General features: G+C 70.1%; 21 protein-coding genes and 1 pseudogene. 20 read left to right on the top strand and 2 right to left on the bottom strand.

Annotated elements, in window-relative coordinates; genetic code table 11:
- Positions 1–10 precede the first annotated feature (10 nt).
- Both nth and L6Q21_RS05785 read left to right on the top strand, forming a co-directional pair.
- Positions 11–721, top strand: coding sequence for an endonuclease III (gene nth, locus L6Q21_RS05790; RefSeq protein WP_237829719.1), 711 nt, complete (start codon positions 11–13; stop codon positions 719–721).
- Positions 722–1,111: a DUF6491 family protein gene (locus tag L6Q21_RS05785; protein ID WP_237829718.1), complete on the top strand. Its 390-nt coding sequence runs from the start codon at positions 722–724 to the stop codon at positions 1,109–1,111.
- Between the two features lie 6 nt (positions 1,112–1,117).
- On the opposite strand, the gene L6Q21_RS05780 is transcribed toward L6Q21_RS05785, so the two are convergent.
- Entirely contained in the window at positions 1,118–2,293 is a 1,176-nt protein-coding gene (locus L6Q21_RS05780) for an acetyl-CoA C-acyltransferase (RefSeq protein ID WP_237829717.1), read from the bottom strand.
- Complete coding sequence (locus tag L6Q21_RS05775; RefSeq protein ID WP_237829716.1) at positions 2,290–3,810, bottom strand: ABC transporter substrate-binding protein; 1,521 nt, start codon at positions 3,808–3,810, stop codon at positions 2,290–2,292. Before L6Q21_RS05775 ends, L6Q21_RS05780 begins: the two co-directional genes overlap by 4 nt.
- Positions 3,811–3,865: 55 nt before the next feature.
- Here L6Q21_RS05775 and L6Q21_RS05770 point away from each other — a divergent pair, with 55 nt between their 5' ends.
- The 18 genes and pseudogenes from L6Q21_RS05770 (at position 3,866) to ftsA (ending at position 23,052) form a co-directional block, all read left to right on the top strand.
- Positions 3,866–4,876, top strand: coding sequence for a cysteine synthase A (locus L6Q21_RS05770; RefSeq protein WP_237829715.1), 1,011 nt, complete (start codon positions 3,866–3,868; stop codon positions 4,874–4,876).
- An 86-nt stretch (positions 4,877–4,962) separates the two neighbouring features.
- Positions 4,963–5,295 (top strand): hypothetical protein, encoded by a 333-nt coding sequence (locus L6Q21_RS05765; RefSeq protein ID WP_237829714.1) that lies wholly within the window; start codon positions 4,963–4,965, stop codon positions 5,293–5,295.
- Positions 5,296–5,316: 21 nt separating this feature from the next.
- Positions 5,317–6,102 (top strand): hypothetical protein, encoded by a 786-nt coding sequence (locus L6Q21_RS05760; protein ID WP_237829713.1) that lies wholly within the window; start codon positions 5,317–5,319, stop codon positions 6,100–6,102.
- 282 nt (positions 6,103–6,384) lie between these two features.
- Positions 6,385–6,822, top strand: a complete 438-nt coding sequence (locus L6Q21_RS18120; RefSeq protein WP_237829712.1) for a division/cell wall cluster transcriptional repressor MraZ — start codon at positions 6,385–6,387, stop codon at positions 6,820–6,822.
- Complete coding sequence (gene rsmH / locus L6Q21_RS05750) at positions 6,819–7,814, top strand: 16S rRNA (cytosine(1402)-N(4))-methyltransferase RsmH (protein WP_237829711.1); 996 nt, start codon at positions 6,819–6,821, stop codon at positions 7,812–7,814. Before L6Q21_RS18120 ends, rsmH begins: the two co-directional genes overlap by 4 nt.
- Positions 7,802–8,389 carry a hypothetical protein gene (locus tag L6Q21_RS05745; protein ID WP_237829710.1) on the top strand — a complete coding sequence of 196 codons (588 nt, stop codon included), beginning with the start codon at positions 7,802–7,804 and terminating at the stop codon, positions 8,387–8,389. The genes rsmH and L6Q21_RS05745 overlap by 13 nt, the downstream gene beginning before the upstream one ends.
- 3 nt (positions 8,390–8,392) lie before the next feature.
- A complete protein-coding gene (locus tag L6Q21_RS05740) occupies positions 8,393–10,096 on the top strand; it encodes a peptidoglycan D,D-transpeptidase FtsI family protein (RefSeq protein ID WP_237829709.1) in 1,704 nt (567 codons plus the stop codon).
- On the top strand, positions 10,093–11,529 hold the full coding sequence (locus tag L6Q21_RS05735) for a UDP-N-acetylmuramoyl-L-alanyl-D-glutamate--2,6-diaminopimelate ligase (RefSeq protein ID WP_237829708.1): 1,437 nt from the start codon (positions 10,093–10,095) through the stop codon (positions 11,527–11,529). The genes L6Q21_RS05740 and L6Q21_RS05735 overlap by 4 nt, the downstream gene beginning before the upstream one ends.
- Positions 11,526–12,816 (top strand): annotated as a pseudogene (locus L6Q21_RS05730) (UDP-N-acetylmuramoyl-tripeptide--D-alanyl-D-alanine ligase). The gene L6Q21_RS05735 and the pseudogene L6Q21_RS05730 overlap by 4 nt, the downstream one beginning before the upstream one ends.
- Complete coding sequence (gene mraY, locus L6Q21_RS05725) at positions 12,813–13,886, top strand: phospho-N-acetylmuramoyl-pentapeptide-transferase (RefSeq protein ID WP_237829707.1); 1,074 nt, start codon at positions 12,813–12,815, stop codon at positions 13,884–13,886. The pseudogene L6Q21_RS05730 and the gene mraY overlap by 4 nt, the downstream one beginning before the upstream one ends.
- On the top strand, positions 13,886–15,223 hold the full coding sequence (gene murD / locus L6Q21_RS05720; protein WP_237829706.1) for a UDP-N-acetylmuramoyl-L-alanine--D-glutamate ligase: 1,338 nt from the start codon (positions 13,886–13,888) through the stop codon (positions 15,221–15,223). The genes mraY and murD overlap by 1 nt, the downstream gene beginning before the upstream one ends.
- On the top strand, positions 15,220–16,389 hold the full coding sequence (locus L6Q21_RS05715; RefSeq protein ID WP_237829705.1) for a peptidoglycan glycosyltransferase FtsW: 1,170 nt from the start codon (positions 15,220–15,222) through the stop codon (positions 16,387–16,389). Before murD ends, L6Q21_RS05715 begins: the two co-directional genes overlap by 4 nt.
- The gene (locus tag L6Q21_RS05710) at positions 16,386–17,483 is read left to right on the top strand and encodes a UDP-N-acetylglucosamine--N-acetylmuramyl-(pentapeptide) pyrophosphoryl-undecaprenol N-acetylglucosamine transferase (RefSeq protein ID WP_237829704.1); all 1,098 of its coding nucleotides are present in this window, start codon (positions 16,386–16,388) and stop codon (positions 17,481–17,483) included. Before L6Q21_RS05715 ends, L6Q21_RS05710 begins: the two co-directional genes overlap by 4 nt.
- A complete protein-coding gene (murC, locus tag L6Q21_RS05705; RefSeq protein WP_237829703.1) occupies positions 17,480–18,931 on the top strand; it encodes a UDP-N-acetylmuramate--L-alanine ligase in 1,452 nt (483 codons plus the stop codon). The genes L6Q21_RS05710 and murC overlap by 4 nt, the downstream gene beginning before the upstream one ends.
- Positions 18,931–19,851 carry a UDP-N-acetylmuramate dehydrogenase gene (murB, locus tag L6Q21_RS05700; RefSeq protein ID WP_237830020.1) on the top strand — a complete coding sequence of 307 codons (921 nt, stop codon included), beginning with the start codon at positions 18,931–18,933 and terminating at the stop codon, positions 19,849–19,851. The genes murC and murB overlap by 1 nt, the downstream gene beginning before the upstream one ends.
- On the top strand, positions 19,848–20,795 hold the full coding sequence (locus L6Q21_RS05695) for a D-alanine--D-alanine ligase (RefSeq protein ID WP_237829702.1): 948 nt from the start codon (positions 19,848–19,850) through the stop codon (positions 20,793–20,795). Before murB ends, L6Q21_RS05695 begins: the two co-directional genes overlap by 4 nt.
- A complete protein-coding gene (locus L6Q21_RS05690) occupies positions 20,792–21,745 on the top strand; it encodes a cell division protein FtsQ/DivIB (protein WP_237829701.1) in 954 nt (317 codons plus the stop codon). Before L6Q21_RS05695 ends, L6Q21_RS05690 begins: the two co-directional genes overlap by 4 nt.
- Positions 21,745–23,052, top strand: a complete 1,308-nt coding sequence (gene ftsA / locus L6Q21_RS05685) for a cell division protein FtsA (RefSeq protein WP_237829700.1) — start codon at positions 21,745–21,747, stop codon at positions 23,050–23,052. Before L6Q21_RS05690 ends, ftsA begins: the two co-directional genes overlap by 1 nt.
- Positions 23,053–23,055: the final 3 nt, after the last annotated feature.

The following is a 23,055-nucleotide window of genomic DNA, read 5'->3' as shown; positions in this document are numbered from 1 at the left end:
AGCAGCAGCCATGCGCGAAGCAAAACGCCCCCGATCCACCGCGAAACGCCTGCCGCAGGCCGAGGTGGACGCCATCTTCGACATCCTGGGCGCCGCCAACCCGGACCCGAAGACGGAGCTGGAGTTCGTGAACCCCTACACGCTGCTGGTGGCGGTGGTGCTGTCGGCGCAGGCGACCGATGTCGGGGTCAACAAGGCCACCCGCCAGCTGTTCCAGGAAGTGCGGACGCCCGAGCAGATGCTGGCGCTGGGGCTGGACGGGCTGAAACGGCATATCCGCACCATCGGCCTCTTCAACGCCAAGGCGGCGAACGTCATCCGCCTGTCGGAACAGCTGATCGAAAAGCATCATGGCGAAGTGCCCCGCGCCGAGGCGGAACTGGTGGCGCTGGCCGGCGTCGGCCGCAAGACCGCCAATGTCGTCCGCAACGAAGCCTTCGGCGAGCCGACGCTGGCGGTCGACACCCATGTGTTCCGCGTGGCGCACCGCATCGGCCTTTCCGCCGGCAAGACCCCGGATGCGGTGGAGCGTGACCTGCTGGCGCAGGTGCCCGCCCGCTGGGCGCGGGCGGCGCACCACCTGCTGATCCTGCATGGCCGCTATCTCTGCAAGGCCCGCACGCCGGAATGCTGGCGCTGCCCGATTGCAACGCTCTGCCGTTTCACGGCAAAGTCGCTGCAACCGCCGGCGCAAAGGCTGGCCACCCCGGGGAGAGCCTGAATGAGGAAATCCATTGCATTCCTGCCGGCCATGGCTTTGCTGGCCGCCTGCTCCAGCCAGCCACCGCGCCAGCCGCAGCCCATGGCGCCCGCCGGCGATCCGCTGAGCTGCATCCAGACCAACCGTATCCGCAGCACCCAGATCGTCGACGACCAGACGGTGGATTTCCGCATGTCGGACGGCACGATCCTGCGCAACACGCTGCCCAACAACTGCCCCGGCCTCAGGATGGCGAACGCCTTCAGCTACAGCAGCAGCCAACCGCGGCTCTGCAGCGTGGACGTGATCCGCGTGCTCAACACCTCGGGCGGGCCGCGCCTCGGCGCCGCCTGCGGCCTTGGCCAGTTCGTGCCGGTGAAGCCGGCCGGGGAAAACGCTCCGGCCGGCTGACCGGCCTCAATGCACCTGAAGCGCGACGGCGGTGGCTTCGCCGCCGCCGATGCAGAGCGAGGCGACCCCCGTGCCGCCGCCGCGCTTCTGCAAGGCGTGAATCAGCGTGACGAGGATTCGCGCGCCGGACGCGCCGATCGGATGGCCGAGCGCCGTCGCCCCGCCGTTCACATTCACCCGGTCGTGCGGGATGCCCAGTTCGCGCATGGCGACCATGGTGACGACGGCGAAGGCCTCGTTCACTTCGAACAGGTCGATGCCCTCCACCGTCCAGCCCAGCCGCTCGACCAGCTTGCCGATGGCGGGAACCGGGGCGGTGGTGAAAAGCGCCGGCTTCTGCGCGTGCACGCTGTGGCCGAGGATGGTGGCGATGGGGGAAAGCCCGCGCGCCTCGGCGGTTTCCCGCCGCATCAGCACCAGCGCCGCGCCGCCATCCGAGATGGAGCTGGAATTGGCCGCCGTCACCGTGCCGTCGGCCGCGAAGGCGGGCTTCAGGTGCGGGATCTTCTCCGGCCTTGCCTTGCCAGGCTGCTCGTCGATCAGCACATCCCCGGCCTTGGTGGCGACGGCGGTGATTTCTTTCACGAAGCTGCCGTCGGCGATCGCCCGCTGGCTGCGGGCCAGCGATTCCAGCGCGAAGGCGTCCTGCGCTTCCCGGGTGAACTGGTAGGCGCGCGCCGTTTCCTCGGCGAAGGTGCCCATGGCGCGGCCGGGTTCATAGGCGTCTTCCAGCCCGTCCAGGAACATATGGTCCATCACCCGGCCATGGCCCATGCGGTAGCCGCCGCGCGCCTTGGGCAGCAGATAGGGGGCGTTGGTCATGCTCTCCATGCCGCCGGCGGCAACGATGCCGGCGCTCCCGGCCTTCAGCGCGTCGTGCGCGTCCATCACCGCCTTCATGCCCGAGCCGCACATCTTGTTGAGCGTCACGCAGGCGGTGCCGAGGTCGAGGCCCGCCTTCAGTGCCGCCTGCCGCGCCGGCGCCTGGCCGAGGCCGGCGGGCAGCACGCAGCCCATCACCACCTGCTCCACGTCGGTCGCGCCAAGCCCGGCGTCGGCGACGGCGGCCTTCAGCGCGGCGGCGCCGAGGTCCGGGGCGGTCACGTCGCGGAAGTCGCCCTGGAAGCCGCCCATGGCGGTGCGGCGGGCGGAGACGACGACGATATCGGAAGAAGCGCTCATCGGATGAAGGTCCTTTCGGGGGAGAGGCTGAGGTGCCGCAGCGAATGGCTGCCGCCGGGGTTGGGGGCAATGCCCGAAATGCGGGGGGAAACGAGCGACCAGCCCAGCGGCTGGACCAGGCCGATGACCGCGCCATCCTCCGCCCAGAGCCGTTCGGCCGCCGCCAGCTTCGAAAGCCGCTCGGCGCGAGTCGCGGCGTTCCAGCTTTCCGCCACCAGCTCGTCCGCCTCGGGCAGGCAGACGCCGTGGCGGTTGCGGTTGCAGAGGTTGGGCAGCAGGAAGGGCAGCGGCGAGTCGATGGGTGTGTCGCGGCGGACGAGGGCAAGGTCGAAATCGCCTTCCCGGATCGCCTTCAGATGCGCTTCCGGGCTGCGGCGGGCCAGATTCAGTTCCACGCCGATCGCCGCCAGATCGGCGGCGACGGCTGTCAGCAGGCGCGCTTCCGCCGGGCTGCTGGTGACGGCGACGGTGAATGTCAGCCCTGGCGGCGCCTCATCCCCGGTCGCGGCCGGCGCCTGCCGGGCTTCGGCCAGCAGCCGGTCCGCTTCCAGCTGGCGGGACGCGAAGGGCAGGTCCACCCAGTCGGGCCGGGGCGGGGTGTAGCCGGCGATGTTGCCCGGGGAAAGCGCCGCCACCGGGGAGGCCGCCTGTGTTCCGAACAGCCCTTGCGCCAGCGAATCCCGGTTGATCGCCAGTTGCAGCGCCCGGCGGACGTTGCGCTCGGAAAGGCCCGGCCGGCGGTGGTTCACCAGCAGCAGCAGCCCGGCGCGCGGGCGTTCCAGCATCAGCGTGTCGCGCTTCGCCGTCACTCTGGCGGTGCCAAGCCCGTCCAGACCGCCGCCGAGCACCAGCAGCGTTTCCCCGCGGTTGAAACGACGAATGGATTCTTCCACGCTGTGGGAAGCGACGATCGCGCCCTCCATCTCGACGGTGTCGGCGGCAAAATAATCCTTGTTGCGCAGAAGGCGCGTGCCGAGAGGCGCAGGCGGTTCTCCCGCATCGGGAACAGGCGCGGCTTGCAGCAGAAAGGGGCCGATGCCGGCGTTGTGCCTGGGGCTGCGGATCGCCAACTGCGGAGTCGCCAGCAGCTCCAGCAATTCCGGCTGCGGCGTGGAGAGCTGGATTTCCACCACCGTTTCCAGCGGCGCGTTCACCTGCGTCACGCCGGCCAGCAATTCGGCGACCTGCGGCCCGGCCTTGCCCTTGCGGGCGGCTTCGATCGCCGCGACCGCGTGCGTGGCCCCGATCGGCGTGCCGTCCGGGAAATGCGCCGGCCGCAGGCGGAATACGATGGAGCGGCCCTCGTCGAACACGCGCCAGCTTTGCGCCAGCGCCGGCACGACGCGCCCGGCCGGGTCCAGCGCCGTCAGTCCGGCGGAAACCGCGTCGGCGACGATGGCGCGCTGGGCGCGCGGGCCGATGGCGTCGACGACCAGCGGCGGCTGCTCCCCCGCGCCCGGGCGGCAGGCCGCCAGCAGGAGGGCGGCGAGGGCAAGGAAAGGCTGGATCGCGCGCATTGCGTGCCTCCGTTCGCGCAAAGAAAGGCGGGTGGCAAGCTCTGTCGGGGCTGATATGAAGGCGGCCATGCTTTCCGTTTCGAACGATATCGCCGGTCTCGTCGGCCGAACGCCGCTGGTGCGGCTGAAAGGCCCCTCCGAACGCACCGGCTGCGACATCTATGGCAAATGCGAATTCCTGAACCCCGGCGGTTCCGTGAAGGACCGCGCGGCCCTGTGGATCATCCGTGACGCGGAGGGGAATGGCACGCTGAAGCCCGGCGGCATCATCGTCGAAGGCACGGCGGGGAACACCGGCATCGGCCTTGCGGTGATCGGCGGCGCGCTCGGCTACCGCACCGTCATCGTCATGCCCGAGACGCAGAGCCAGGAAAAGAAGGACGCGCTTCGGGCCCTGGGCGCGGAACTGGTGCTGGTGCCGGCCACCAGCTACGCCAACCCCGGCCATTATGTGCACACCTCGCGCCGGCTGGCGGCGGAAACGCCGGGCGCCATCTGGGCCAACCAGTTCGACAATATCGCCAACCGGCTGTCGCACATCAAATCCACCGCGCCGGAAATCCTGGAGGCGCTGGAGGGCGGGGTGGACGGCTTCATCTGCGCCGCCGGCACCGGCGGCACGGTCGCCGGCGTCGGGCTGGGGCTGAAGGAAGGCAATCCCGACATCGTCGTCGGCCTCGCCGATCCGGACGGCGCCTCGCTCTACAACTGGTTCGCCAACGGCGAGCTGAAGGCGGAAGGCTCCAGCGTCGCCGAAGGCATCGGCCAGAGCCGCGTCACCGCCAATCTGGAAGGGGCACCGATCGACATCGCCTTCCGCGTGCCCGATCTGGAGGCCTTCCCGATCCTCTACGAGCTGATGGCGCGCGACGGCCTGCACCTGGGGCTTTCCAGCGCCATCAATGTCGCCGGCGCCGAGCGGCTGGCCCGCCACATGGGGCCGGGCAAGCGCATCGTCACCATCCTGTGCGACAATGGCAGCCGCTATCTTTCCACCATCTGGAATCCCGAATGGCTGGAAGCGCGCGGGCTGCCGCTTCCGCCCCGGCGGCAGCCGGGGATCTGAGCTTCGCCGGCAAAGGGTCGGCAAAGGGAATGCCAGTTTTTCGACAAGGCTCGACTTTGCCGTGAACCGTTGCTAAAATGCATCATATGGATCGCGTGCGAGTTGGCCTCTCGGGTCTTGGCGTCGTATTCCTGCTGACGCTCGGCGTTTCGCTGGCGTTTGGCGGGCGCGATGCCCCAACCCCGCTGATCGAGAGCCTGAAGGAGCCGGGCGAGCCCCTGGCGCAGCTCGGCGTGGCGCCCGGCAGTGAAAAGGCTATGGGCGGTGAAAAGACGGAGGAACCGTCCCACCCGCACATCGTGGTCCCCCCCGCGACGCCGGAAAGCGCGCTCGTCCCGCCCGGCAATGGCGCGGTGAACGAAAGCCCCGTGCGCACACCTCCCGGCCAGCGCGCCGACGAGGTGGTCATCGCCATCTGACATCCGGCCGGCCGGCGCGCCTTGGATACCCGCCGCCTGGTTCTGGCGCTGCTTCTGGTGCCCCTCGTCGTTTTCGGCTTTCTGGCCGTGCGCGACCAGGCCGGCCGCGAACGCCTGCTGCCGCGTTTCGATCCGGCCGATGTCGCGCGCCTGGAGTTGTCGCGGGGCGGCGAGGCGCTGGAACTGCGGCGCGCTCCAAGCGGCGAATGGACGATCCCGTCCGCGGCCGACGTGCCGGGCGATCCCGCGCGGATCGAGGCCGCGCTCGACCGGCTGGCGCGGCTGGACGGCCGGCCGATGGAAGCGAAAGCGCCGCGCCCGAACCGCGAGCCCGTGCGCCTGCGCCTGCTCGACGAACAGGGAAAGCCGCTGGCGGAGGCCGCCTTCTGGAGCCGGGAAGCCGAGGCGCTGCCCGATGGCCCGCGGCTGGCGATGGAGAAGCCGCCGGCCCTGCCGCTCTGGCCGTCCGCATGGTCCAGCCAGCAGCCCCCGCGCATCGATCCGGCCGGCGTCGTGAAGGCCGAGCGGCTGACGCTCGCCGGGCCGCAGCCGCTGACCGATTCCGAAACGGCGGAGGTGGCGACGCTGCTGGGCCAGCTTTCGCCCGTGGGCTTCGTGGCGGGCAGCCGCATCGACTGGAAGGGCGCGCGGCTGCTGCGCGTGACGCTGGTCGACGGGTCGTTCATCGATCTGGCGCAGGTGCCCGATGGCGAAGGGCGTTACTATCTGCGCCTCGCTTCCGACACCGATGCCGGGGTGCGCGCCACGCGGCGGCTGGCCTTCAGGGTTTCGAAGCCGCTGCCATGAGGTAAGTTCCGAACAGAGTTATCCACAGTCATTTACATTTTCCGTGCCGGAATCCGGCTTTGGAAAAGCGCCTGTTTTTCAATCTATTGCGACGAAGAGCCCGAATCCGACCATAAAATCCCATTGAATACCCATGAAAGCCCATGCTATCCCTTTTCCACAGGGATCGGCGTGCGGCCGGCCGCTGTTTCCAGGCACTCCCCCGCCTGAAGCGAGCGGCGGCGCAGGCACGGTCCCTGAAAGAGGGGATCCGTCATTCGCGGCTATTTTTCAGGGACTTATGTGAACGGGGTCGATGCCAAGCATCGGCTCTCCGTTCCGTCGTCCCTGCGCGAGACGATCGAGGCGCGCAGCCAGACGAAGGCGCTGGTGCTGAGTCCCGCCGAGCACGCGCCCTGCCTGATCGGCTATGACGTCAGCTATTTTTCCCGCATCGAGGCGCGGCTGGAAGCGGAGTTCGCGCAGGACTTCGGGCCGGGGCGCGGGCAGAAGGCGCGCATGCTGTTCGCCATGGCCGAGCAGCTGAAATATGACGACACCGGCCGCATCATCCTGACGCCGACGCTGCGCGACGCCGGCGAACTGGCGTCGCAGGCGGTGTTCCTGGGCGCGGGCGATTATTTCGAGCTCTGGTCGCCGGACGTGCTGCTGGCCGAGCCGGACCTCGACCCCCGCATGTCGAGGGCGGTGAAGTCGCTGCTCGCGGGCCGCGCGGCATGAGCGGCCTTTCCCATGTCCCGGTGATGCTGGACGAAGTGATGGCGGCGCTTGCCGTCGGGCCCGGCGCGCATGTCGTCGACGGCACCTTCGGCGGCGGCGGCTATGCGGCGGCGGCATTGGCGCGCGGCGCCGAGGTGACGGGCTTCGACCGCGATCCGCGCGCCGTCGAGCGCGGCGCGGCGATGGTCGCGGCTTCCGGCGGCCGGCTGCGGCTGGTGAACCGCACCTTCGCCCATATGGCCGACGAGCTGGGCGAGGCTTCGGTCGACGCGGTGGCGCTGGACCTCGGCTATTCCTCCATCCAGATGGACGATCCCGCTTATGGCCTTTCCTTTCAGGCCGACGGCCCGCTCGACATGCGGCTGTCCGGCTCGGGCGAAAGCGCGGCGGATTTCCTGAACACCGCCGACGAGGCGGAAATCGCCGACGTGCTGTTCCATTACGGCGAGGAGCCGGCGGCGCGGCGCATCGCCCGCGCCATCGTCGCCGACCGGCCGTTCCACGGCACCGGCGAACTGGCCGGCCTCGTGCGCCGGGTGGTGAAGGCGGGGAAGGGCAGCAAGGCGGACGCGAAGCGCGATCCGGCCACCCGCAGTTTCCAGGCGATCCGCATCCGCGTGAACGACGAGCTGGGCGAGCTGGAACGCGGCCTCGAAGCGGCGGAGGCGGTGCTGAAGCCCGGCGGCCGGCTGGCGGTCGTCAGCTTCCACAGCCTGGAGGACCGGATCGTGAAGCGCTTCCTGGCGGAGCGTTCGGGCAGCCTGCCGGCAGGCTCGCGGCACCTGCCGCAACGCGCGCAAGCGCATGAGGCGAGTTTCGGGCGCCCGGCCAGGGCCGAGCGCCCCGGCGAGCGCGAGGTCGCGGCCAATCCGCGCGCGCGTTCGGCGACCTTGCGGGTGGCGCGGCGCAGCGCGGCGCCGGCCTGGGGGGCGATGCGGGCCGGCCCGCAGGCGGAAAAGTCAGAGAAGGAGGCGGTTCAATGGCGCGTCTGATGCGGGCAGCGGATGAGTCGGCGGCTTGGGGGGCGGAATCCGGTTCGCGCTCGGCGGCGCGGCGCAACTGGGCTTCGACCGCCTGGCTGGTCGCGGGCACCATCGCGGTCGCCGTCACCAGCTACAGCCTTTCCCTGAAGGTGGCGAACGAGCGGCGGGAGATGGAGAAGGTGGCCCGCCAGAACAATGCGCTGGCAAGCGAGCTGAAGGCGCTGGACGCCGAGCTGCGCGTGCGGATGCGCATGCCGCAGCTTCAGCGCTGGAACGACAATGTGCTGGGTCTGGTGCCGATTTCCGCCGGGCAGTATCTGGAAAATCCGGTGCGGCTGACGAGCTATGGCAAGCCGCTGGAATCGGAAATCGCGCCCGCGCAGCTTCCGCAGGCGCAGCTTGCGGTGCGCGACGTGGCCCCGGCGCAGGCCGTGGCGCCGCGCCCGCAACTGGTGAGCGCGGAAGTGGCGCCGGCGGCTCCCCGCCCGGTGGCGGCGATCGCCCGCCCGGAAGAGGCGGCCCCGGCCGACCTGCTGCGGCAGGTGGAAATGACCTTCGGCCCCTCGACGGGGGGTCAGCCCTGACGCATGAGCCCGGTCAGCCTCGCCCGCACGCAGATCCGCCTTCCCGGTCATCGCCAGATGGCCCTTGGCGTCGCGCGCCAGCGGCTGGCGATCGGAATCCTGCTGTTCGGCGCCTTCACCCTGCTTCTGGGTCTGCGCCTGGTGGAGCTCGCCATGTTCGATGGCCCGGTGCGGCACAACCGCCCGGCCGTCGCTTCCCCGCATCTGCGCGCCGACATCGTCGACCGCAACGGCGTGACTCTGGCCTCCAGCTTCGAGGCTTACGCGCTGGCCGCCCGGCCGTTCGACATCGTGGGGGACAAGGAAGTCCTGGTCGCGAAACTGTCCGCCATCCTGCCCGAGCGCGACCCCGGTCTCATCCGCACCGCCGTCTATCATGACGGCAAGTTCCGCTATGTGACGCGCCGCATCCTGCCCGAGCAGGCCGAGGCGATCCGCCGCCTGGGCGAGCCGGGGCTGACGCTGGAGCGCGAGGCGGAGCGGCTTTACCCGCATGTCGGGCTCGGCGCCCATTATGTCGGCTACACCGGAGTCGACGGGCGCGGCGAGGGCGGGATCGAGCGCGCCTTCGAGGAGCGGCTGACCGATCCGGCGCAGCGCGACAGGCCGCTGGTGCTGTCGATGGACGCGCGCGTGCAGCAGGCGCTGGAGAGCGAGCTCAACAAGCGCATGCTGGAAACCGAGGCCAAGGGCGCGGCCGGCGTGGTGATGGACGTGCACAGCGGCGAAGTGCTGGCGCTGGCCTCGCTTCCGGCCTTCGATTCCAACCGCCCCGGCGGGCTGGTCGGGATGCCGAGCCACATGAACCGCGCCACGCTCGGCGTCTATGAGCTGGGCTCCACCTTCAAGGCCTTCACCATTGCCATGGCGCTGGACACCGGCGCCGTCACCGATCTGGGCGAGCGCTTCTCGATGGGGCCGATCCGCGTGGGCAATCACACCATCCGCGACCTGCACCCGCGCGCCAGTCCGATCACCGTGCCGGAAGTGCTGATCCTGTCGTCCAACACCGGAACCGCCAAGATGGCGGAGCGGGTGGGCCGGGCGCGGCAGGAGGAATTCCTGAAGAAGCTCGGCATGATGGACCGGGCGTCGGGCGAGATTCTGGAAAAAGGCCGCACGCTCACCCCGCCGAAGAACAACTGGGGCCTGTCGGCGGTGATGACGGTCGGTTTCGGCCATGGCATCGCCGTCTCGCCGCTGCATCTCGCCGCCGCGTATTCGGCGCTGGTGAACGGCGGCGTCTATCGCCCCGCCACCTTCCTGAAGGCCGAAGGCGAGCGCCCGGGCGAGCGGGTGTTCACCGAGCAGACCTCGCATATGCTGAACGGCATGCTGCGCCTCGCCGTGCTGGACGGCACCGGGCGCCGGGCCGATGCCGCCGGCTATCGCGTCGGCGGCAAGACGGGCACGGCGGAAAAGAAGATCGAAGGCGGGCGCGGCTACGACCGGCGGCGCAACATCACCACCTTCGCCGGCGCCTTCCCGATGGACGACCCGCGCTATGTGATCGTGACGATGATCGACGAGCCGCAGGGCGCCAACCGCCAGGCGGGTTTCGTCGTCGGCCCGGTTTCGAAGAATGTGGTGAACCGAATCGCCCCGGTGCTCGGCGTGGCGCCCAGCGACACGAAGGATGTGGACGTCTCCGAATTCGACGGCCTCTGGAAGCAGCGCGCGGTGCGCGGCGAAGCGAGCGTGCGATGAAGCTGCCGGAGTCCATCCGCGCGAAGGTGACGGGCTTCGCGATCGACCACCGGAAGGTGGCGCCGGGCAATGTCTTCGGGGCCTTCCAGGGCGCGCGCTTCGATGGCGAAAGCGTGATCACGCAAGCCGTGGCCGCCGGTGCGATCGCGATCGTCGCCCGGCCGCAGGCGCAAGTGGAGGGCGCGCTGCACATCGCCGCCGACGAGCCGCGCCGCGCCTTCGCGCGGCTGGCCGCCGACTTCTACGCGCCTTTCCCGCCGGTGACGGTCGCCGTCACCGGCACCAACGGCAAGACCTCCACCGTGGAGATCGTCCGCCAGCTCTGGCATCTGGCCGGCGAGCGGGCGGCCAGCATCGGCACGCTGGGGGTGACGACGGCGGGCGAGCAGGTGAAGGCCGGTTCCGGCGGGCTGACGACACCGGACATCGTCACCTTCCTGTCGAACGTCGCGGGCCTCGCGCGCGAGGGGCTGACGCACATCGCCTTCGAGGCCAGCTCGCACGGCCTCGCGCAGTTCCGCACCGAAGGGCTGCCGGTGCAGGCCGCCGCCTTCACCAACCTGACGCGCGACCATCTCGACTATCATGAGACGATGGAGGCCTATTTCGAGGCCAAACTCCGCCTCTTCACCGAAGTGCTGGACGCCGACGGCACCGCCATCGTCTGGCTCGATCGGCAGGCGGCGGGCGCCGAATATAATCTGCGGGTGATCGAGGCGTGCAAGGCGCGTGGGCTGAAGCTGCTGACGGTCGGCCCGGACGGCGACGATCTGAAGCTCACGAGGCGTATCCCGACGCTGCTGGGCCAGTCGCTCACCATTTCCGCCTTCGGCGCCGCGCAGACGGTGACGCTGCCGCTGATCGGCGGCTATCAGGCGGCGAACGCGCTGGTGGCGGCCGGGCTGGCGCTCGCCACCGGCGGCGAGCCGAAGGCGGTGCTGGCGGCGCTCGCCCGCATCGGCGGCGTGCGCGGCCGGCTGGAGCGCGCGGTGCTGACTCCGTCAGGCGCCCCCGTCTATGTCGATTACGCCCACACGCCCGACGCGCTGGAGGCGGCGATCGCCGCGCTCCGCCCGCACACGGCGAACCGGCTGATCCTGCTGTTCGGCTGCGGCGGCGACCGGGATAGGGGCAAGCGCCCGGAAATGGGCGGGATCGCGGTCCGGGACGCCGATCTGGTGATCGTGACCGACGATAACCCCCGCAGCGAGGACCCGGCCGCGATCCGCGCCGAGATCATGGCCGCCGCCCCCGGCGCCACCGAAGTGGCGGGCCGGGCGGAGGCGATCCGCGCGGCGCTGGCGGCGGCGAAGGAAGGCGATGTGGTGCTGCTGGCCGGCAAGGGGCATGAGCAGGGGCAGATCGTCGGCCGCGACGTGCTGCCCTTCGACGATGCGGAAGTGGCGCGCGCCGCCGCGAGGGCGCTCGCATGAGCCGGCCGCTCTGGACCGGCTCCGAAATCGCCGCCGCCACCGGCGGCACGCTCTCCACCGCCTTCGAAGTGGAGGGCGTGGCCTTCGACAGCCGCGAAGTGCTGGGCGGCGAGCTGTTCGTGGCGATGCGCGGCGAACAGGCGGACGGGCATGGCTTCGTGCCGCAGGCGGCGGCGCGCGGGGCGGCGGGCTTCCTCGTCGAGCATCCCGTGGAACAGCCGCATGTGCGCGTGGCCGACAGCTTCGAGGGTTTGCGGGCGCTCGGCCGCGCGGCGCGGGCGCGGGTGGAGGCGACCGTCGTCGGAGTCACCGGCAGCGTCGGCAAGACCGGCACCAAGGAGGCGCTGCGCCTCGCCTTCGAGCGGATGGCGCCGGATGCGACCCATGCCTCGGTCAAGAGCTACAACAACCACACCGGCGTGCCGCTCAGCCTCGCCCGGATGCCGGCGGGCACGCGCTACGGCGTGTTCGAGATGGGCATGAACCATGCCGGCGAGATCGCCGAACTCACGCGGCTGGTGCGCCCGCATGTGGCGGTCGTCACCTGGGTGGCGCCTGCCCATATCGAGCATTTCGAGGATGGCGAAGCGGGCATCGCCCGCGCCAAGGCGGAGATTTTCGAAGGCGTGGAGGCAGGCGGCACGGCGGTCTGGNGGGTGGAAGGCCGAAGCCGACGTCCGCGTTCTGCGCGCGGACGTCGGACCTTTCGCCACCGAACTCGTCGCCGATGTGGCGGGCGAGGAAGTCCATTGCCGGGTCGGCATGGCCGGGCGCCACTGGGTGGGGAATGCGCTTGCCGTGCTGGCGGCGGTGAAGGCGGCCGGCGGCGATCTCGCCGAAGCCGGGCTGGCGCTGGCGGCGCTTTCCGATCTGCCGGGGCGCGGCGCGCGCGTGCCGCTGAAGCTGGCGGATGGCGCGGCGCTCTTGATCGACGAAAGCTACAACGCCAATCCGGTCTCGATGGCGGCGGCGCTGGCCGTGCTGCGCGACGCCCCGGCCAAGCGCCGGATAGCCGTGCTGGGGGCGATGCGCGAGCTGGGCGCCGGCGGCGAGGCGCTGCACGCCGGGCTCGCCGCGCCGATCCGCGAGGCGGGCGTCGCCGAACTGGCGCTGGTCGGGCCGGAAATGCAGGCGCTGAAGCTGGACGGCGCGGCGCATCTGCCGGACGCGGCCGCCGCGCTCGAATGGGCGCGGGCGCAGTTGCGCGACGGCGATGTGCTGCTGGTGAAGGGATCGAATTCGGTGGGATTGGGTGCGCTGGTCGCGGCGCTGAAGGAGGCCGCATGATCTTCCATCTCGCCGAATGGCTCGGCTTCCCCGGCGCGCTCAACGTGGTGCGCTACCTGACCTTCCGCTCGGGCGCGGCCTTGATGACGGCGCTGCTGATCGGCTTGCTGATCGGCCCGCGCTTCATCGCCTGGCTGCGCGCCAACCAGGGCAAGGGCCAGCCGATCCGCGAGGACGGGCCGGCCAGCCACCTCATCACCAAGAAGGGCACGCCCACCATGGGCGGGCTGAAGATCCTGATCTCGATGACCGTCGCCACGCTGCTGTGGATGGAGTGGGACAAGCCCTTCGTCTGGGCGGCGCTGTTCGTGACGCTGGGCTTCGGCGCCATCGGCTTCCTCGACGATTACAACAAGGTGATGAAGCGTTCGACCGCCGGCGTTTCCGGCAAGATGCGGCTGCTGGCGGAATTCCTGGTCGCCGGAATCGCCGTCTATTATGTCTCGCGCTTTTCCGGCACCTCGCTCTACTTCCCGTTCCTGAAGGATTTCGGCCTCGATCTCGGGCTGTTCTATGTGGCCTTCGGGGCGCTGGTGATCGTCGGCGCGGGCAACGCCGTGAACCTGACGGACGGGCTGGACGGGCTGGCGACCATGCCGGTCATCATCGCCGCCATGACCTATGGCGCCATCGCCTATCTGGTGGGGAACGCCGTTTTCGCCGGCTATCTGGGCGTGCATTTCGTGCCGGGCGCCGGTGAACTGATCGTCTTCGTGGGGGCGCTGGTGGGGGCCTGCCTCGCCTTCCTCTGGTATAACGCGCCGCCCGCCGCCGTGTTCATGGGCGACACCGGGAGCCTCGCGCTCGGCGGCGCCATCGGCACCATCGCCGTCATCACCAACCATGAGCTGGTGCTGGTGATCGTCGGCGGGCTGTTCGTGCTGGAAGCGGTCTCGGTGATCGTGCAGGTGGCGAGCTTCAAGATGACCGGCAAGCGCGTCTTCCGCATGGCCCCCATCCACCACCATTTCGAACAGCTCGGCTGGCCGGAATCGACGGTGGTGATCCGCTTCTGGATCATCTCCATCGTGCTGGCGCTGACGGGCCTCGCCACGCTGAAGCTGCGCTGATGCTGGCCGCCCCCTCCCTCGCCGGCCAGCGCTTCGCGGTCTATGGCCTTGCCCGCACCGGGCTTTCGGTGCTGGGCTTTCTCGCCCGCTCCGGCGCCGTCGCGGTGGCGTGGGACGAGGCGGAAGCGGCGCGCGCGGCGGCGCAGACGGCCTTCCCGGATATCGAGCTTCAGGATTTCGCCACTCTCGATCTCGAAGGGCTGGCCGGGCTGATCGTCTCGCCGGGCGTGCCGCTCAACCGCCACCCGCTGGCGGCCCGCGCGCGCGACGCCGGGGTGCCGATCCTCGGCGACATGGAATTGTTCCAGCGCGCCCGCCCGGCCCTTCCCGGCCACAAGCTGGTCGCCATCACCGGCACCAACGGCAAGTCGACGACGACGGCGCTCATCCACCATCTGCTGGTTTCCGCCGGACGCAATGCGCGGTTGGGCGGCAACATCGGCCTTCCCATCCTCGACCAGGAGCCGCTGGCCGAAGGCGGCATCTATGTGCTGGAGCTTTCCAGCTACCAGATCGACCTCTGCCAGACGCTGGCAGCCGATGTCGCGGTCTACACCAATCTGACGCCCGACCATCTGGACCGCTACGACGGGATGCAAGGCTATGCCGCTTCCAAGGCGCGGCTGTTCGCGATGCAGAAGCCGGGCGCGGTCGCGGTGATCGCCATCGACGACGAATGGACGAGCGCCGCCGCCGGGCATCTGCCCGAAGGCGTGCGCCTGGTCACGGTTTCGGCCGCCTCCATCGACGGATCGGCGCAGGCGCTCTGGCCTTCGCTGCAAGGCCCGCACAACGCCCAGAACGCGGCGCTCGCCATCGCCGTCGCCCGGGCGCTCGGCCTCAGCCGCGAAGAGGTCGGCGCCGGGCTCGAAAGCTTCCCCGGCCTCGCGCACCGGATGGAGATCGTCGGCACGGTGAATGGCGTGCGCTATGTGAACGACAGCAAGGCCACCAACCCCACCAGCGTCGCCCCGGCGCTGCAGGCGTTCGAGGGCATCCACTGGATCCTGGGCGGCCTCGCCAAGACCGACGAGCTGGACGCCTGCCTGCCGCACCTCGCCCATGTCCGCGCCGCCTATGCGATCGGGGAGGCGGGGCCGCTCTTCGCCTCCATCCTTCGGCCCTGGCTGCCGGTCAGCCTCTCGGGCACATTGGCGGCGGCGGTGGCCGAAGCGTCGGCGGCCGCGAAGCCCGGAGAGACGGTGCTGCTGTCCCCGGCCTGCGCTTCCTTCGACCAGTTCCAGAGTTTCGAAGCGCGCGGCGAAGCCTTCCGCGCCGAGGTGGAAAGGCGCGCCGCAATGGAAAGGCGCTCCGCAATGGAAAGGCCGGGGCCATGAAGCTCTTCTCCTTCGGCCGCGCCGACCGCAACCCGCTCGCCCGTTGGTTCTGGACGATCGACCGGCCGCTGCTGGCCATGCTGCTGGTGCTGATCGGCTGCGGCCTGATCGCGGTCGCCGCCGCGTCGCCAGCGGGCGCCATGCGCCTTTCCGACAGCACGACGCGGATTCCGCCGCTCTTCTTCCTCCAGCGCCAGTTCCTCTGGGTGCTGATGGGGGTGCCGCTGATGCTGGGCGTCTCCATGCTGGCGAAAGACGCCGCCCGGCGCTTCGCGCTGGGCGGCTTCGCGCTGTTCCTGCTGCTGCTGGCGCTGGTGCCCTTCGTGGGCGTCGAAACCAATGGCGCGCATCGCTGGATCCAGTTGCCCGGCTTCCAGTTGCAGCCCATCGAGTTCCTGAAGCCCTTCTTCGTGGTCACCACCGCCTGGCTCTTCGCCATGCGCTTCGAGGACCGGACGCTGCCGGTGATTCCGGCCGGCGCCGTGCTGCTGGTGCTGATCGTCGGCCTGCTGGTGGTGCAGCCGGATTTCGGCCAGTCGGCGCTGGTGGCCGCCGTCTGGCTGGTGCAGGCGGTTCTGGCCGGGCTGCCGCTCGTCGTGCTGGGGCTGGCGGTCGCGGCGCTGCTGGCCGGCCTGGTGATCGCCTACCAGTTCGAGCCGCATATCCGCAACCGGATCGACGGCTATCTGCACGGCGAGGGGGACACCTATCAGGTCGACCGGGCGCTCGACTGCTTCCGTTCCGGCGGCCTCTACGGCACCGGCCCGGGCGAGGGCACGGCGAAGTTCCGCCTGCCCGAAGCGCAGACGGACTATATCTTCTCGGTCATCGGCGAGGAGTTCGGCGCGATAGTTTGTTTCGCGCTCGCTCTACTATATCTTGCGATCGTGCTGCGCGTTCTGCTACAAATGCTGGATGAAGACGACCCCTTCACGCTGATCGCGGCGACGGGTCTCGTCGTGCAATTCGGGGGTCAGGCGCTCATCAACATGAGTGTGAATTTGGCGTTGGCGCCGTCCAAGGGAATGACGCTTCCATTCGTGAGCCACGGCGGCTCCAGCTTCCTCGCGACCGCCATCGCGATGGGCCTGCTGCTGTCCATCACCCGCCGCAACCGCCACCTGAAGGCCAGCCCCTATCTGCACGCGGGGGCGGCCGCGACATGAGCCTGTCCGTCCTCATTGCGGCGGGCGGCACGGGCGGGCACATGATCTCCGCCCATGCGCTTTCGGACGAGCTGATGCGGCGCGGCCACAAGGTGACCCTGCTGACCGACGCGCGCGGCCTGCGCTTCCCCGGGCTGTTCGAGTTCGCCGACCGGCATGTGCTGGAAAGCGCCACCGCTTCCGGTTTCAACCCGGTCGCCTGGGTGAAGGCGCTGCTCTCCGTCTGGAAAGGCCGTTCGGCCGGCAAGCGCATCGCCCGCGAGGCCGGCGCCGACGCGGTGGTGGGCTTTGGCGGCTACCCCTCGCTTCCGGGCCTGCTGGCCGGGGTGGCGCTGGGGCTGCCAAGCCTCATCCACGAGCAGAACGCCGTGCTGGGCCGGGTGAACGGCAAGCTGCAGGGCCGCGTGTCGCGCATCGCCCTTTCCTATGCGAAGACGGCGGGGCTTTCCGCTGCGGCCGAGGCGAAGTCCGTGCACACCGGCAATCCGGTGCGCGAAGCCATATTGGCCGCGCGCGACGCGGCCTTCGAAGCCCCGGCGCCGGGCGAACCCTTCCGCCTGCTGGTGGTGGGCGGCAGCCAGGGCGCGCGCATTCTTTCGCAGATGGTGCCGGCGGCGATCGCCGACCTGCCGGAGGTCGAACGCCGGCGGCTGAAGCTGGTGCAGCAGTGCCGCGTGGAGGATCTCTCCGCCGTCGACGCCGCCTATCGGGAAGCCGGGATCGACGCCGAGTGCGTCACCTATCTGGAGGATTTCCCTAGGCGTCTGGCGCAGGCGCATCTGGTGGTGGGCCGGGCCGGCGCCTCCACCATGGCGGAGCTGATGGCGATGGGCCGCCCGGCGATCCTCATTCCCTTCGCCGCCGCCACCGACGACCATCAGACGGCGAACGCCGCCGGCTTCGTGTCGGCCGGGGCCGGTTTTACGCTGGTGGAGGCGGAAGCGACCCCGGCGAAGCTGACCGGGCTGCTGAAGGGTTTCATGGAAGCGCCCGAGGCGCTGCAACAGGCGGCGGCGGCGGCGAAAGGGCTTGGCATTCCCGACGCGGCGGCGCGGCTTGCGGATCTGGTGGAGAAGGAGGTCCGCGCGGCATGACGGTCTTCGCGAAAGCGGGCGGCGGCGCCGCGTTCAACAATAAGGTCGGGCCGATCCACTTCATCGGCATCGGCGGCATCGGCATGTCCGGCATCGCCGAGGTGATGGCGAACCTCGGCTTCGAGGTGCAGGGCTCCGACATCGCCGAGGGCTATGTGGTGCAGGGCCTGCGGGCGAAGGGCATCACCGTCCACATCGGCCACAAGGCGGAGAATCTGGGCGATGCCGCCGTGGTGGTAGTCTCCACCGCCATCCGCAAGGGCAATCCGGAAGTCGATCTGGCGCTGGAGCGGCGGATTCCCGTGGTCCGCCGGGCGGAAATGCTGGCCGAGCTGATGCGGCTGAAGTCCACCGTCTGCGTCGCCGGCACCCATGGCAAGACGACGACGACCTCGATGGTCGCGGCGCTGCTGGACGCCGGCGGGCTCGATCCCACCGTCATCAACGGCGGCATCATCAACAGCTATGGCTCCAACGCCCGGCTGGGCGACGGCGACTGGATGGTGGTGGAAGCCGACGAGTCGGACGGCAGCTTCCTGCGCCTGCCGCCGACTCTGGCCGTCGTCACCAACATCGACCCCGAGCATCTCGACCATTATGGCGACTTCGAGGTGGCGAAGGCGGCTTTCCGCACCTTCATCCAGAAGGTGCCCTTCTACGGCGCGGCGGTGCTCTGCCTCGACCATCCGGAAGTGCAGGCGATGATCCCCTCCGTCTCCGACCGGCGGATCGTCACCTATGGCTTCGCCGGCCAGGCCGATATCCGCGGCGACCGGGTGGAACCGATCCCCGGCGGCAACCGCTTCGACGTGACTCTGCGCACCTTCGGAACCGAAGAGCGGCGCTACGAAGGGCTGGTGCTGCCCATGCCGGGCCGGCACAATGTGCTGAACGCGCTGGCCGCCATCGGCATCGCCGACCAGCTCGGCATTCCCGAAGCGAAGATCCGCGAGGGCTTCGCCCGTTTCGGCGGCGTGAAGCGGCGGTTCACGAAGGTCGGCGAGCTGCCGCTGGGCGACGGCGAGCCGGTGACGATCATCGACGATTACGGCCACCATCCGGTGGAGGTGAAGGCGGTGCTGGCCGCCGCCCGCGAAGGCGCGCGTTCGAAGGTGGTCGCCGTGGTGCAGCCGCACCGCTACACGCGGCTGCGCGACCTGTTCGACGAATGGCGCACCGCCTTCAACGACGCCGACACGGTGGTGCTGGCCCCGGTCTATGCGGCGGGCGAGCCGCCGATCGAGGGCGTCACCCATGAAGCGCTGGCCGACGCGCTGCGCCGCTCCGGCCATCGGCAGGTGCTGACGATTTCCGGCGAGGCCGATCTTGCCCCCACCATCGCCCCGCTGCTGGGCGAGGGAGACATGGCGATCTGCCTCGGCGCCGGCGACATCACCAAATGGGCGGCCAATCTGGCGGCCGGGCTTCAGGCCGCGGGCGTGAAATGATGGCGCTGGACGAACGCCCCCGGAACATGCCCCGGCCAGCCGGCCGGCTGACGGCGGATGCGCCGCTGGCGCCGCTCATCTGGTTCAAGGCCGGAGGCGCGGCCGACTGGCTGTTCGAGCCGAAGGACGGGCAGGATCTGGCGGACTTCCTTTGCGCGCTCGACCCGGCCGTGCCGGTGATGGCGCTGGGGCTTGGCTCCAACCTCATCGTCCGCGACGGCGGCGTGCCGGGCGTGGTGGTGCGGCTGGGCAAGCCCTTCGCCTCCGTCGAGGCGCTGGACGAAAGCAGCATCCGCTGCGGCGGCGGCGCTTCGGGCATTTCGGTTTCCTCGGCCGCGCGCGACGCGGGCATCGCCGGGCTGGAATTCCTGCGCGGGATTCCCGGCACCGTCGGCGGGTTCGTGCGGATGAACGGCGGCGCCTATGGCCGCGAGGTGGCGGATGCGCTGGTCGAGTGCGAGGTAGTGCTGCGCTCGGGCGAACGCCGGACGCTGCCCGCCGCCGCGCTCGGCTACACCTACCGCCACAGCGAATTGCCGGAAGGCGCGACGGTGGTTTCCGCCACCTTCCGGGGCACGCCGGGCAACCCAGCGACGATCCAGATCGAGATGGACCGCATCGCCGCCGCGCGCGAGGAAAGCCAGCCGCTGCGCACCCGCACCGGCGGCTCCACCTTCAAGAATCCGCCCGGCCACAAGGCCTGGGCGCTGGTGGACGAAGCCGGCTGTCGCGGGCTGAAGCTCGGCGGCGCGCAGGTTTCTGAAAAGCACACCAATTTCCTCATCAACGCCGAGGACGCCAGCGCCGCCGACATCGAGGCGCTGGGCGAGGAAGTGCGCCGCCGGGTGAAGGCGAAATCCGGTGTCGAACTGGAATGGGAGATTCAGCGGGTCGGCCGCCGGAAGGACGGTCTCCAATGAAAGTCACTGTCCTCATGGGCGGCTGGTCCGCCGAGCGCGAAGTCAGCCTCGTGTCCGGCAAGGGCATTGCCGGAGCCGCGCGCGCGCTCGGCCACAGCGTCACCGAACTGGACATGGGCGCAGCGCCAGCCGACGGGGCGACGCTCGCCGAACGGCTGCTGGCGACCAAGCCGGATGTGGTGTTCAACGCGCTGCACGGCACCCCCGGCGAGGATGGCACGGTGCAGGGGCTGATGGACCTGCTAGGCCTGAAATATACCCATTCCGGCGTCACCACCTCGGCCGTCGCCATCGACAAGGAACTGACGAAGAAGATGCTGGTGCCCGCCGGCGTGCGCATGCCCGGCGGCCGCATCGTTGCTTCCGAAAGCCTCTACGAGCGCGACCCGCTGCCCCGGCCCTATGTGCTGAAGCCGGTGAACGAGGGCTCGTCGGTGGGGGTGGCGATCGTCACCGCCGAAAGCAATTACGGCACGCCGATCGCCAGCAATGCGCCCGGCCCCTGGCAGCAATATCCGCAACTGCTGGCCGAGCCTTTCATTGCCGGGCTCGAACTGACGGTTGCCGTGCTCGACCATCTGCCGACCGGCATCGGCGAGCCGCTGGCCGTGACCGAACTGAAGCCCGATACCGGCTTCTACGACTATGAAGCGAAATACACCGACGGCCGCACCACCCATATCTGCCCGGCCCAGATCCCGCCGCTGGTGACGGTGGCGGCGCTGGAGCAGGCGGCGCTCGCCCACCGCGTGCTGGGCTGCAGGGGCGTCTCCCGCTCGGATTTCCGCTACGATCCATCCGAAGGGCCGAACGGGCTCTACCTGCTGGAGGTGAACACCCAGCCGGGCATGACTCCCCTCAGCCTCGTGCCGGAACAGGCGCGGGTGCGCGGCATCAGCTACGAAGCGCTGGTCGGCCGGCTGATCGAAAGCGCGCTGGCATGAGCCGCAAGCCCGCCCCCCGCAAGCAGAGCAAGGCCGGCCGGCCGGCCGCGACTCCGGTGGCGCTGCCGTTCGCGCCGCGCACCGCGCGCCGGGTGATCCTGGGTTCGCTGGGCGTGCTTGGCATGGCCGCGCTCGGCACATGGGCGGTGGCCGCGCGCGTGCCGGAAAAGGCGCTGATGGCGGCGGCGACCACCGGATCGGAAGCCGGCTTCGTGGTCCGGCAGGTGGAAATCACCGGCGCGGTCAACCAGCCGCGCCTCTCCATCTATCGCGAAGTGCTGCAAGGCGGCAGCGATTCCATGCTGCTGACCGACCTTCCCGCCATGCGCGAACGGCTGAAGGCGCTGCCCTGGGTGAAGGAGGTCAGCATCGCCCGCCGCTGGCCGGACCGGCTGGAAATCCGCGTGGCGGAACGCAAGCCGGCGGCGCTCTGGCAGCAGCATGGCCGCATCCGCCTGATCGACGCCGAAGGGGTGCCGCTTCCGGCCGAGGATCTGGCGCAGTTCCCGAACCTGCCGATGCTGGTGGGCGCCGGGGCGCAGGCGGAAGTGGCGGGGCTGCTGCGCCTCACCACCGCCCACCCCGAACTGGCGCGGGAAATGGAAGCGGCGCTCTGGGTCGGCCAGCGCCGGTGGGACATGCGGATGAAAAGCGGCGAGACGATTTCGCTCCCCGAAGGCCCGGCGGCGGAAGCGGCGCTGATGCGCTTCGCCGAAATCCACCGCGAAACCCCGATGTTCGGGCGCGGCTTCGTCCGCTTCGACCTGCGCATCCCAGACAAGATGGTGGTGCGGGTCGGCGGCGAGCCGGGCACGGTGGCGAAGCCCCGGCCGGAGCCGAAGGCCCCCGCCGGCAACGCGCCCGCCCACAACGCAACGGTGCAGCCGAACCGGGCGCAGCCGCCGGTGCAGACGGCGGCGGCCGAGCAGTTGACGAAGGTGGTGATCTGATGGCGGTCGCGGTTCTGAGCCCAACCCAGCTTCTGAAGCCCAGGGCCGAGCGGGTGATCGCGGCGATCGACGTCGGCTCGTCCAAGGTGGCGGCGCTGGTCGCCATGGCCGATGGCGAGAATATGCCGCGCGTGATCGGCGCCGGCGTGCGCGCCTCCAACGGGCTGAAGCGCGGCCTCGTCGCCGACATGGCGAAGACCGAAAGCGCCATCCGCGCCGCCATGGGCCAGGCCGAAAAGGCCGCCGGGGTGGAGATCGAGAGCGTGATCGTCAGCCTGTCGGCCGGCGGGCTGGACAGCGACGTGACGACGGTGGAAATCGACATCGCCGGGCACCGCATCTCGGAAGAGGATATGGCGACGCTGCTGCAGGCGGGCCGCACCCGGATCGACGAGACTATCAGCAAAGCCGGCCGCTCAACTCTGCACGCCGAACCGACCCTCTACACCATCGACGGGCTGGAGGGCGTGACCAACCCGCGCGGCTTCCACGCCGATCGCCTCGCGGTCGACATCCATGTGCTGACGGCCGCCACCCCGCCCTGCCGCAACCTCGATCTCGCGGTGCGCAACGCGCATCTGGGGGTGGAATCGATCGTCGCGTCCGGCGTCGCCTCGTCCGCCAGCGTGCTGGGCGAGGAAGAACGCGAGCTGGGCGTCGCCGTGGTCGAGATCGGCGCAGGCGTCACCACCGTCGCCGTCCATGGCGGCGGCATGCTGGCGGGCCTCGTCTCCATCCCGATGGGGGCGGGCGACATCACCGCCGACATCGCCGCCAGCTTCGCCACCCGCCGCGCCGCCGCCGAGCGGCTGAAGACGCTTTCCGGCGCCGCCACCGCCGCCCCGCGCGACAACCACGACATGGTGGAAGTGCCGCCGCTCGACAGCGACGACGGGCAGGAAAGCCGCCGCGTGCCGCGCGCCGAACTGATCGCCGTGATCCGCGCCCGCCTCGATCTCATCTTCGGGGAAGTGGATTCGGCGCTGAAGGATATCGGCTTCACCGGCGCCGCCGGACGGCAGGTGGTGCTGACGGGCGGCGGCGCCGAACTGCGCGGAATCGCCGATTTCGCGCAAGGCTCGCTTTCCCGCAACGTCCGCATCGGCCGCCCGCGCGGGCTCGTCGGCCTGCCGGAAGCCCAGTCCACCGCAGCCTTCTCGACGCTGGCCGGCCTCATCCTGCATGGTAGCCAGCCCAGATTCGACCTGGCGCGGATGCCCGTCCGCACCAGCCGGGGAGGCGCCTCCGGCGCGCCGACCGGAAACCCTTTCCGCCGCCTGTTCGACCAACTCAAACGCCAGATCTGATGA

This window comes from Sandaracinobacteroides sayramensis (genome assembly GCF_022014495.1).
In the GTDB taxonomy this organism is placed as follows: domain Bacteria; phylum Pseudomonadota; class Alphaproteobacteria; order Sphingomonadales; family Sphingomonadaceae; genus Sandaracinobacteroides; species Sandaracinobacteroides sayramense.
The sequence above is the reverse complement of the archived record's forward strand: the minus strand, read 5'-3'. Positions and strand labels throughout refer to the sequence as shown.

What these genes read in the sequence shown, in the direction of transcription:
- L6Q21_RS05775 (WP_237829716.1), bottom strand. Translation starts at nt 3,810, where the DNA reads ATGCGCGCGATCCAGCCTTTCCTTGCCCTCGCCGCCCTCCTGCTGGCG.
- rsmH (WP_237829711.1), top strand. Translation starts at nt 6,819, where the DNA reads ATGAGCGGCCTTTCCCATGTCCCGGTGATGCTGGACGAAGTGATGGCG.
- L6Q21_RS05695 (WP_237829702.1), top strand. Translation starts at nt 19,848, where the DNA reads ATGAAAGTCACTGTCCTCATGGGCGGCTGGTCCGCCGAGCGCGAAGTC.
- ftsA (WP_237829700.1), top strand. Translation starts at nt 21,745, where the DNA reads ATGGCGGTCGCGGTTCTGAGCCCAACCCAGCTTCTGAAGCCCAGGGCC.
- murC (WP_237829703.1), top strand. Translation starts at nt 17,480, where the DNA reads ATGACGGTCTTCGCGAAAGCGGGCGGCGGCGCCGCGTTCAACAATAAG.
- L6Q21_RS05715 (WP_237829705.1), top strand. Translation starts at nt 15,220, where the DNA reads ATGAAGCTCTTCTCCTTCGGCCGCGCCGACCGCAACCCGCTCGCCCGT.
- L6Q21_RS05785 (WP_237829718.1), top strand. Translation starts at nt 722, where the DNA reads ATGAGGAAATCCATTGCATTCCTGCCGGCCATGGCTTTGCTGGCCGCC.
- L6Q21_RS05745 (WP_237829710.1), top strand. Translation starts at nt 7,802, where the DNA reads ATGGCGCGTCTGATGCGGGCAGCGGATGAGTCGGCGGCTTGGGGGGCG.
- murB (WP_237830020.1), top strand. Translation starts at nt 18,931, where the DNA reads ATGGCGCTGGACGAACGCCCCCGGAACATGCCCCGGCCAGCCGGCCGG.
- L6Q21_RS05690 (WP_237829701.1), top strand. Translation starts at nt 20,792, where the DNA reads ATGAGCCGCAAGCCCGCCCCCCGCAAGCAGAGCAAGGCCGGCCGGCCG.
- L6Q21_RS05710 (WP_237829704.1), top strand. Translation starts at nt 16,386, where the DNA reads ATGAGCCTGTCCGTCCTCATTGCGGCGGGCGGCACGGGCGGGCACATG.
- L6Q21_RS05770 (WP_237829715.1), top strand. Translation starts at nt 3,866, where the DNA reads ATGAAGGCGGCCATGCTTTCCGTTTCGAACGATATCGCCGGTCTCGTC.
- L6Q21_RS05780 (WP_237829717.1), bottom strand. Translation starts at nt 2,293, where the DNA reads ATGAGCGCTTCTTCCGATATCGTCGTCGTCTCCGCCCGCCGCACCGCC.
- L6Q21_RS05735 (WP_237829708.1), top strand. Translation starts at nt 10,093, where the DNA reads ATGAAGCTGCCGGAGTCCATCCGCGCGAAGGTGACGGGCTTCGCGATC.
- mraY (WP_237829707.1), top strand. Translation starts at nt 12,813, where the DNA reads ATGATCTTCCATCTCGCCGAATGGCTCGGCTTCCCCGGCGCGCTCAAC.
- murD (WP_237829706.1), top strand. Translation starts at nt 13,886, where the DNA reads ATGCTGGCCGCCCCCTCCCTCGCCGGCCAGCGCTTCGCGGTCTATGGC.
- nth (WP_237829719.1), top strand. Translation starts at nt 11, where the DNA reads ATGCGCGAAGCAAAACGCCCCCGATCCACCGCGAAACGCCTGCCGCAG.
- L6Q21_RS05765 (WP_237829714.1), top strand. Translation starts at nt 4,963, where the DNA reads ATGGATCGCGTGCGAGTTGGCCTCTCGGGTCTTGGCGTCGTATTCCTG.
- L6Q21_RS05740 (WP_237829709.1), top strand. Translation starts at nt 8,393, where the DNA reads ATGAGCCCGGTCAGCCTCGCCCGCACGCAGATCCGCCTTCCCGGTCAT.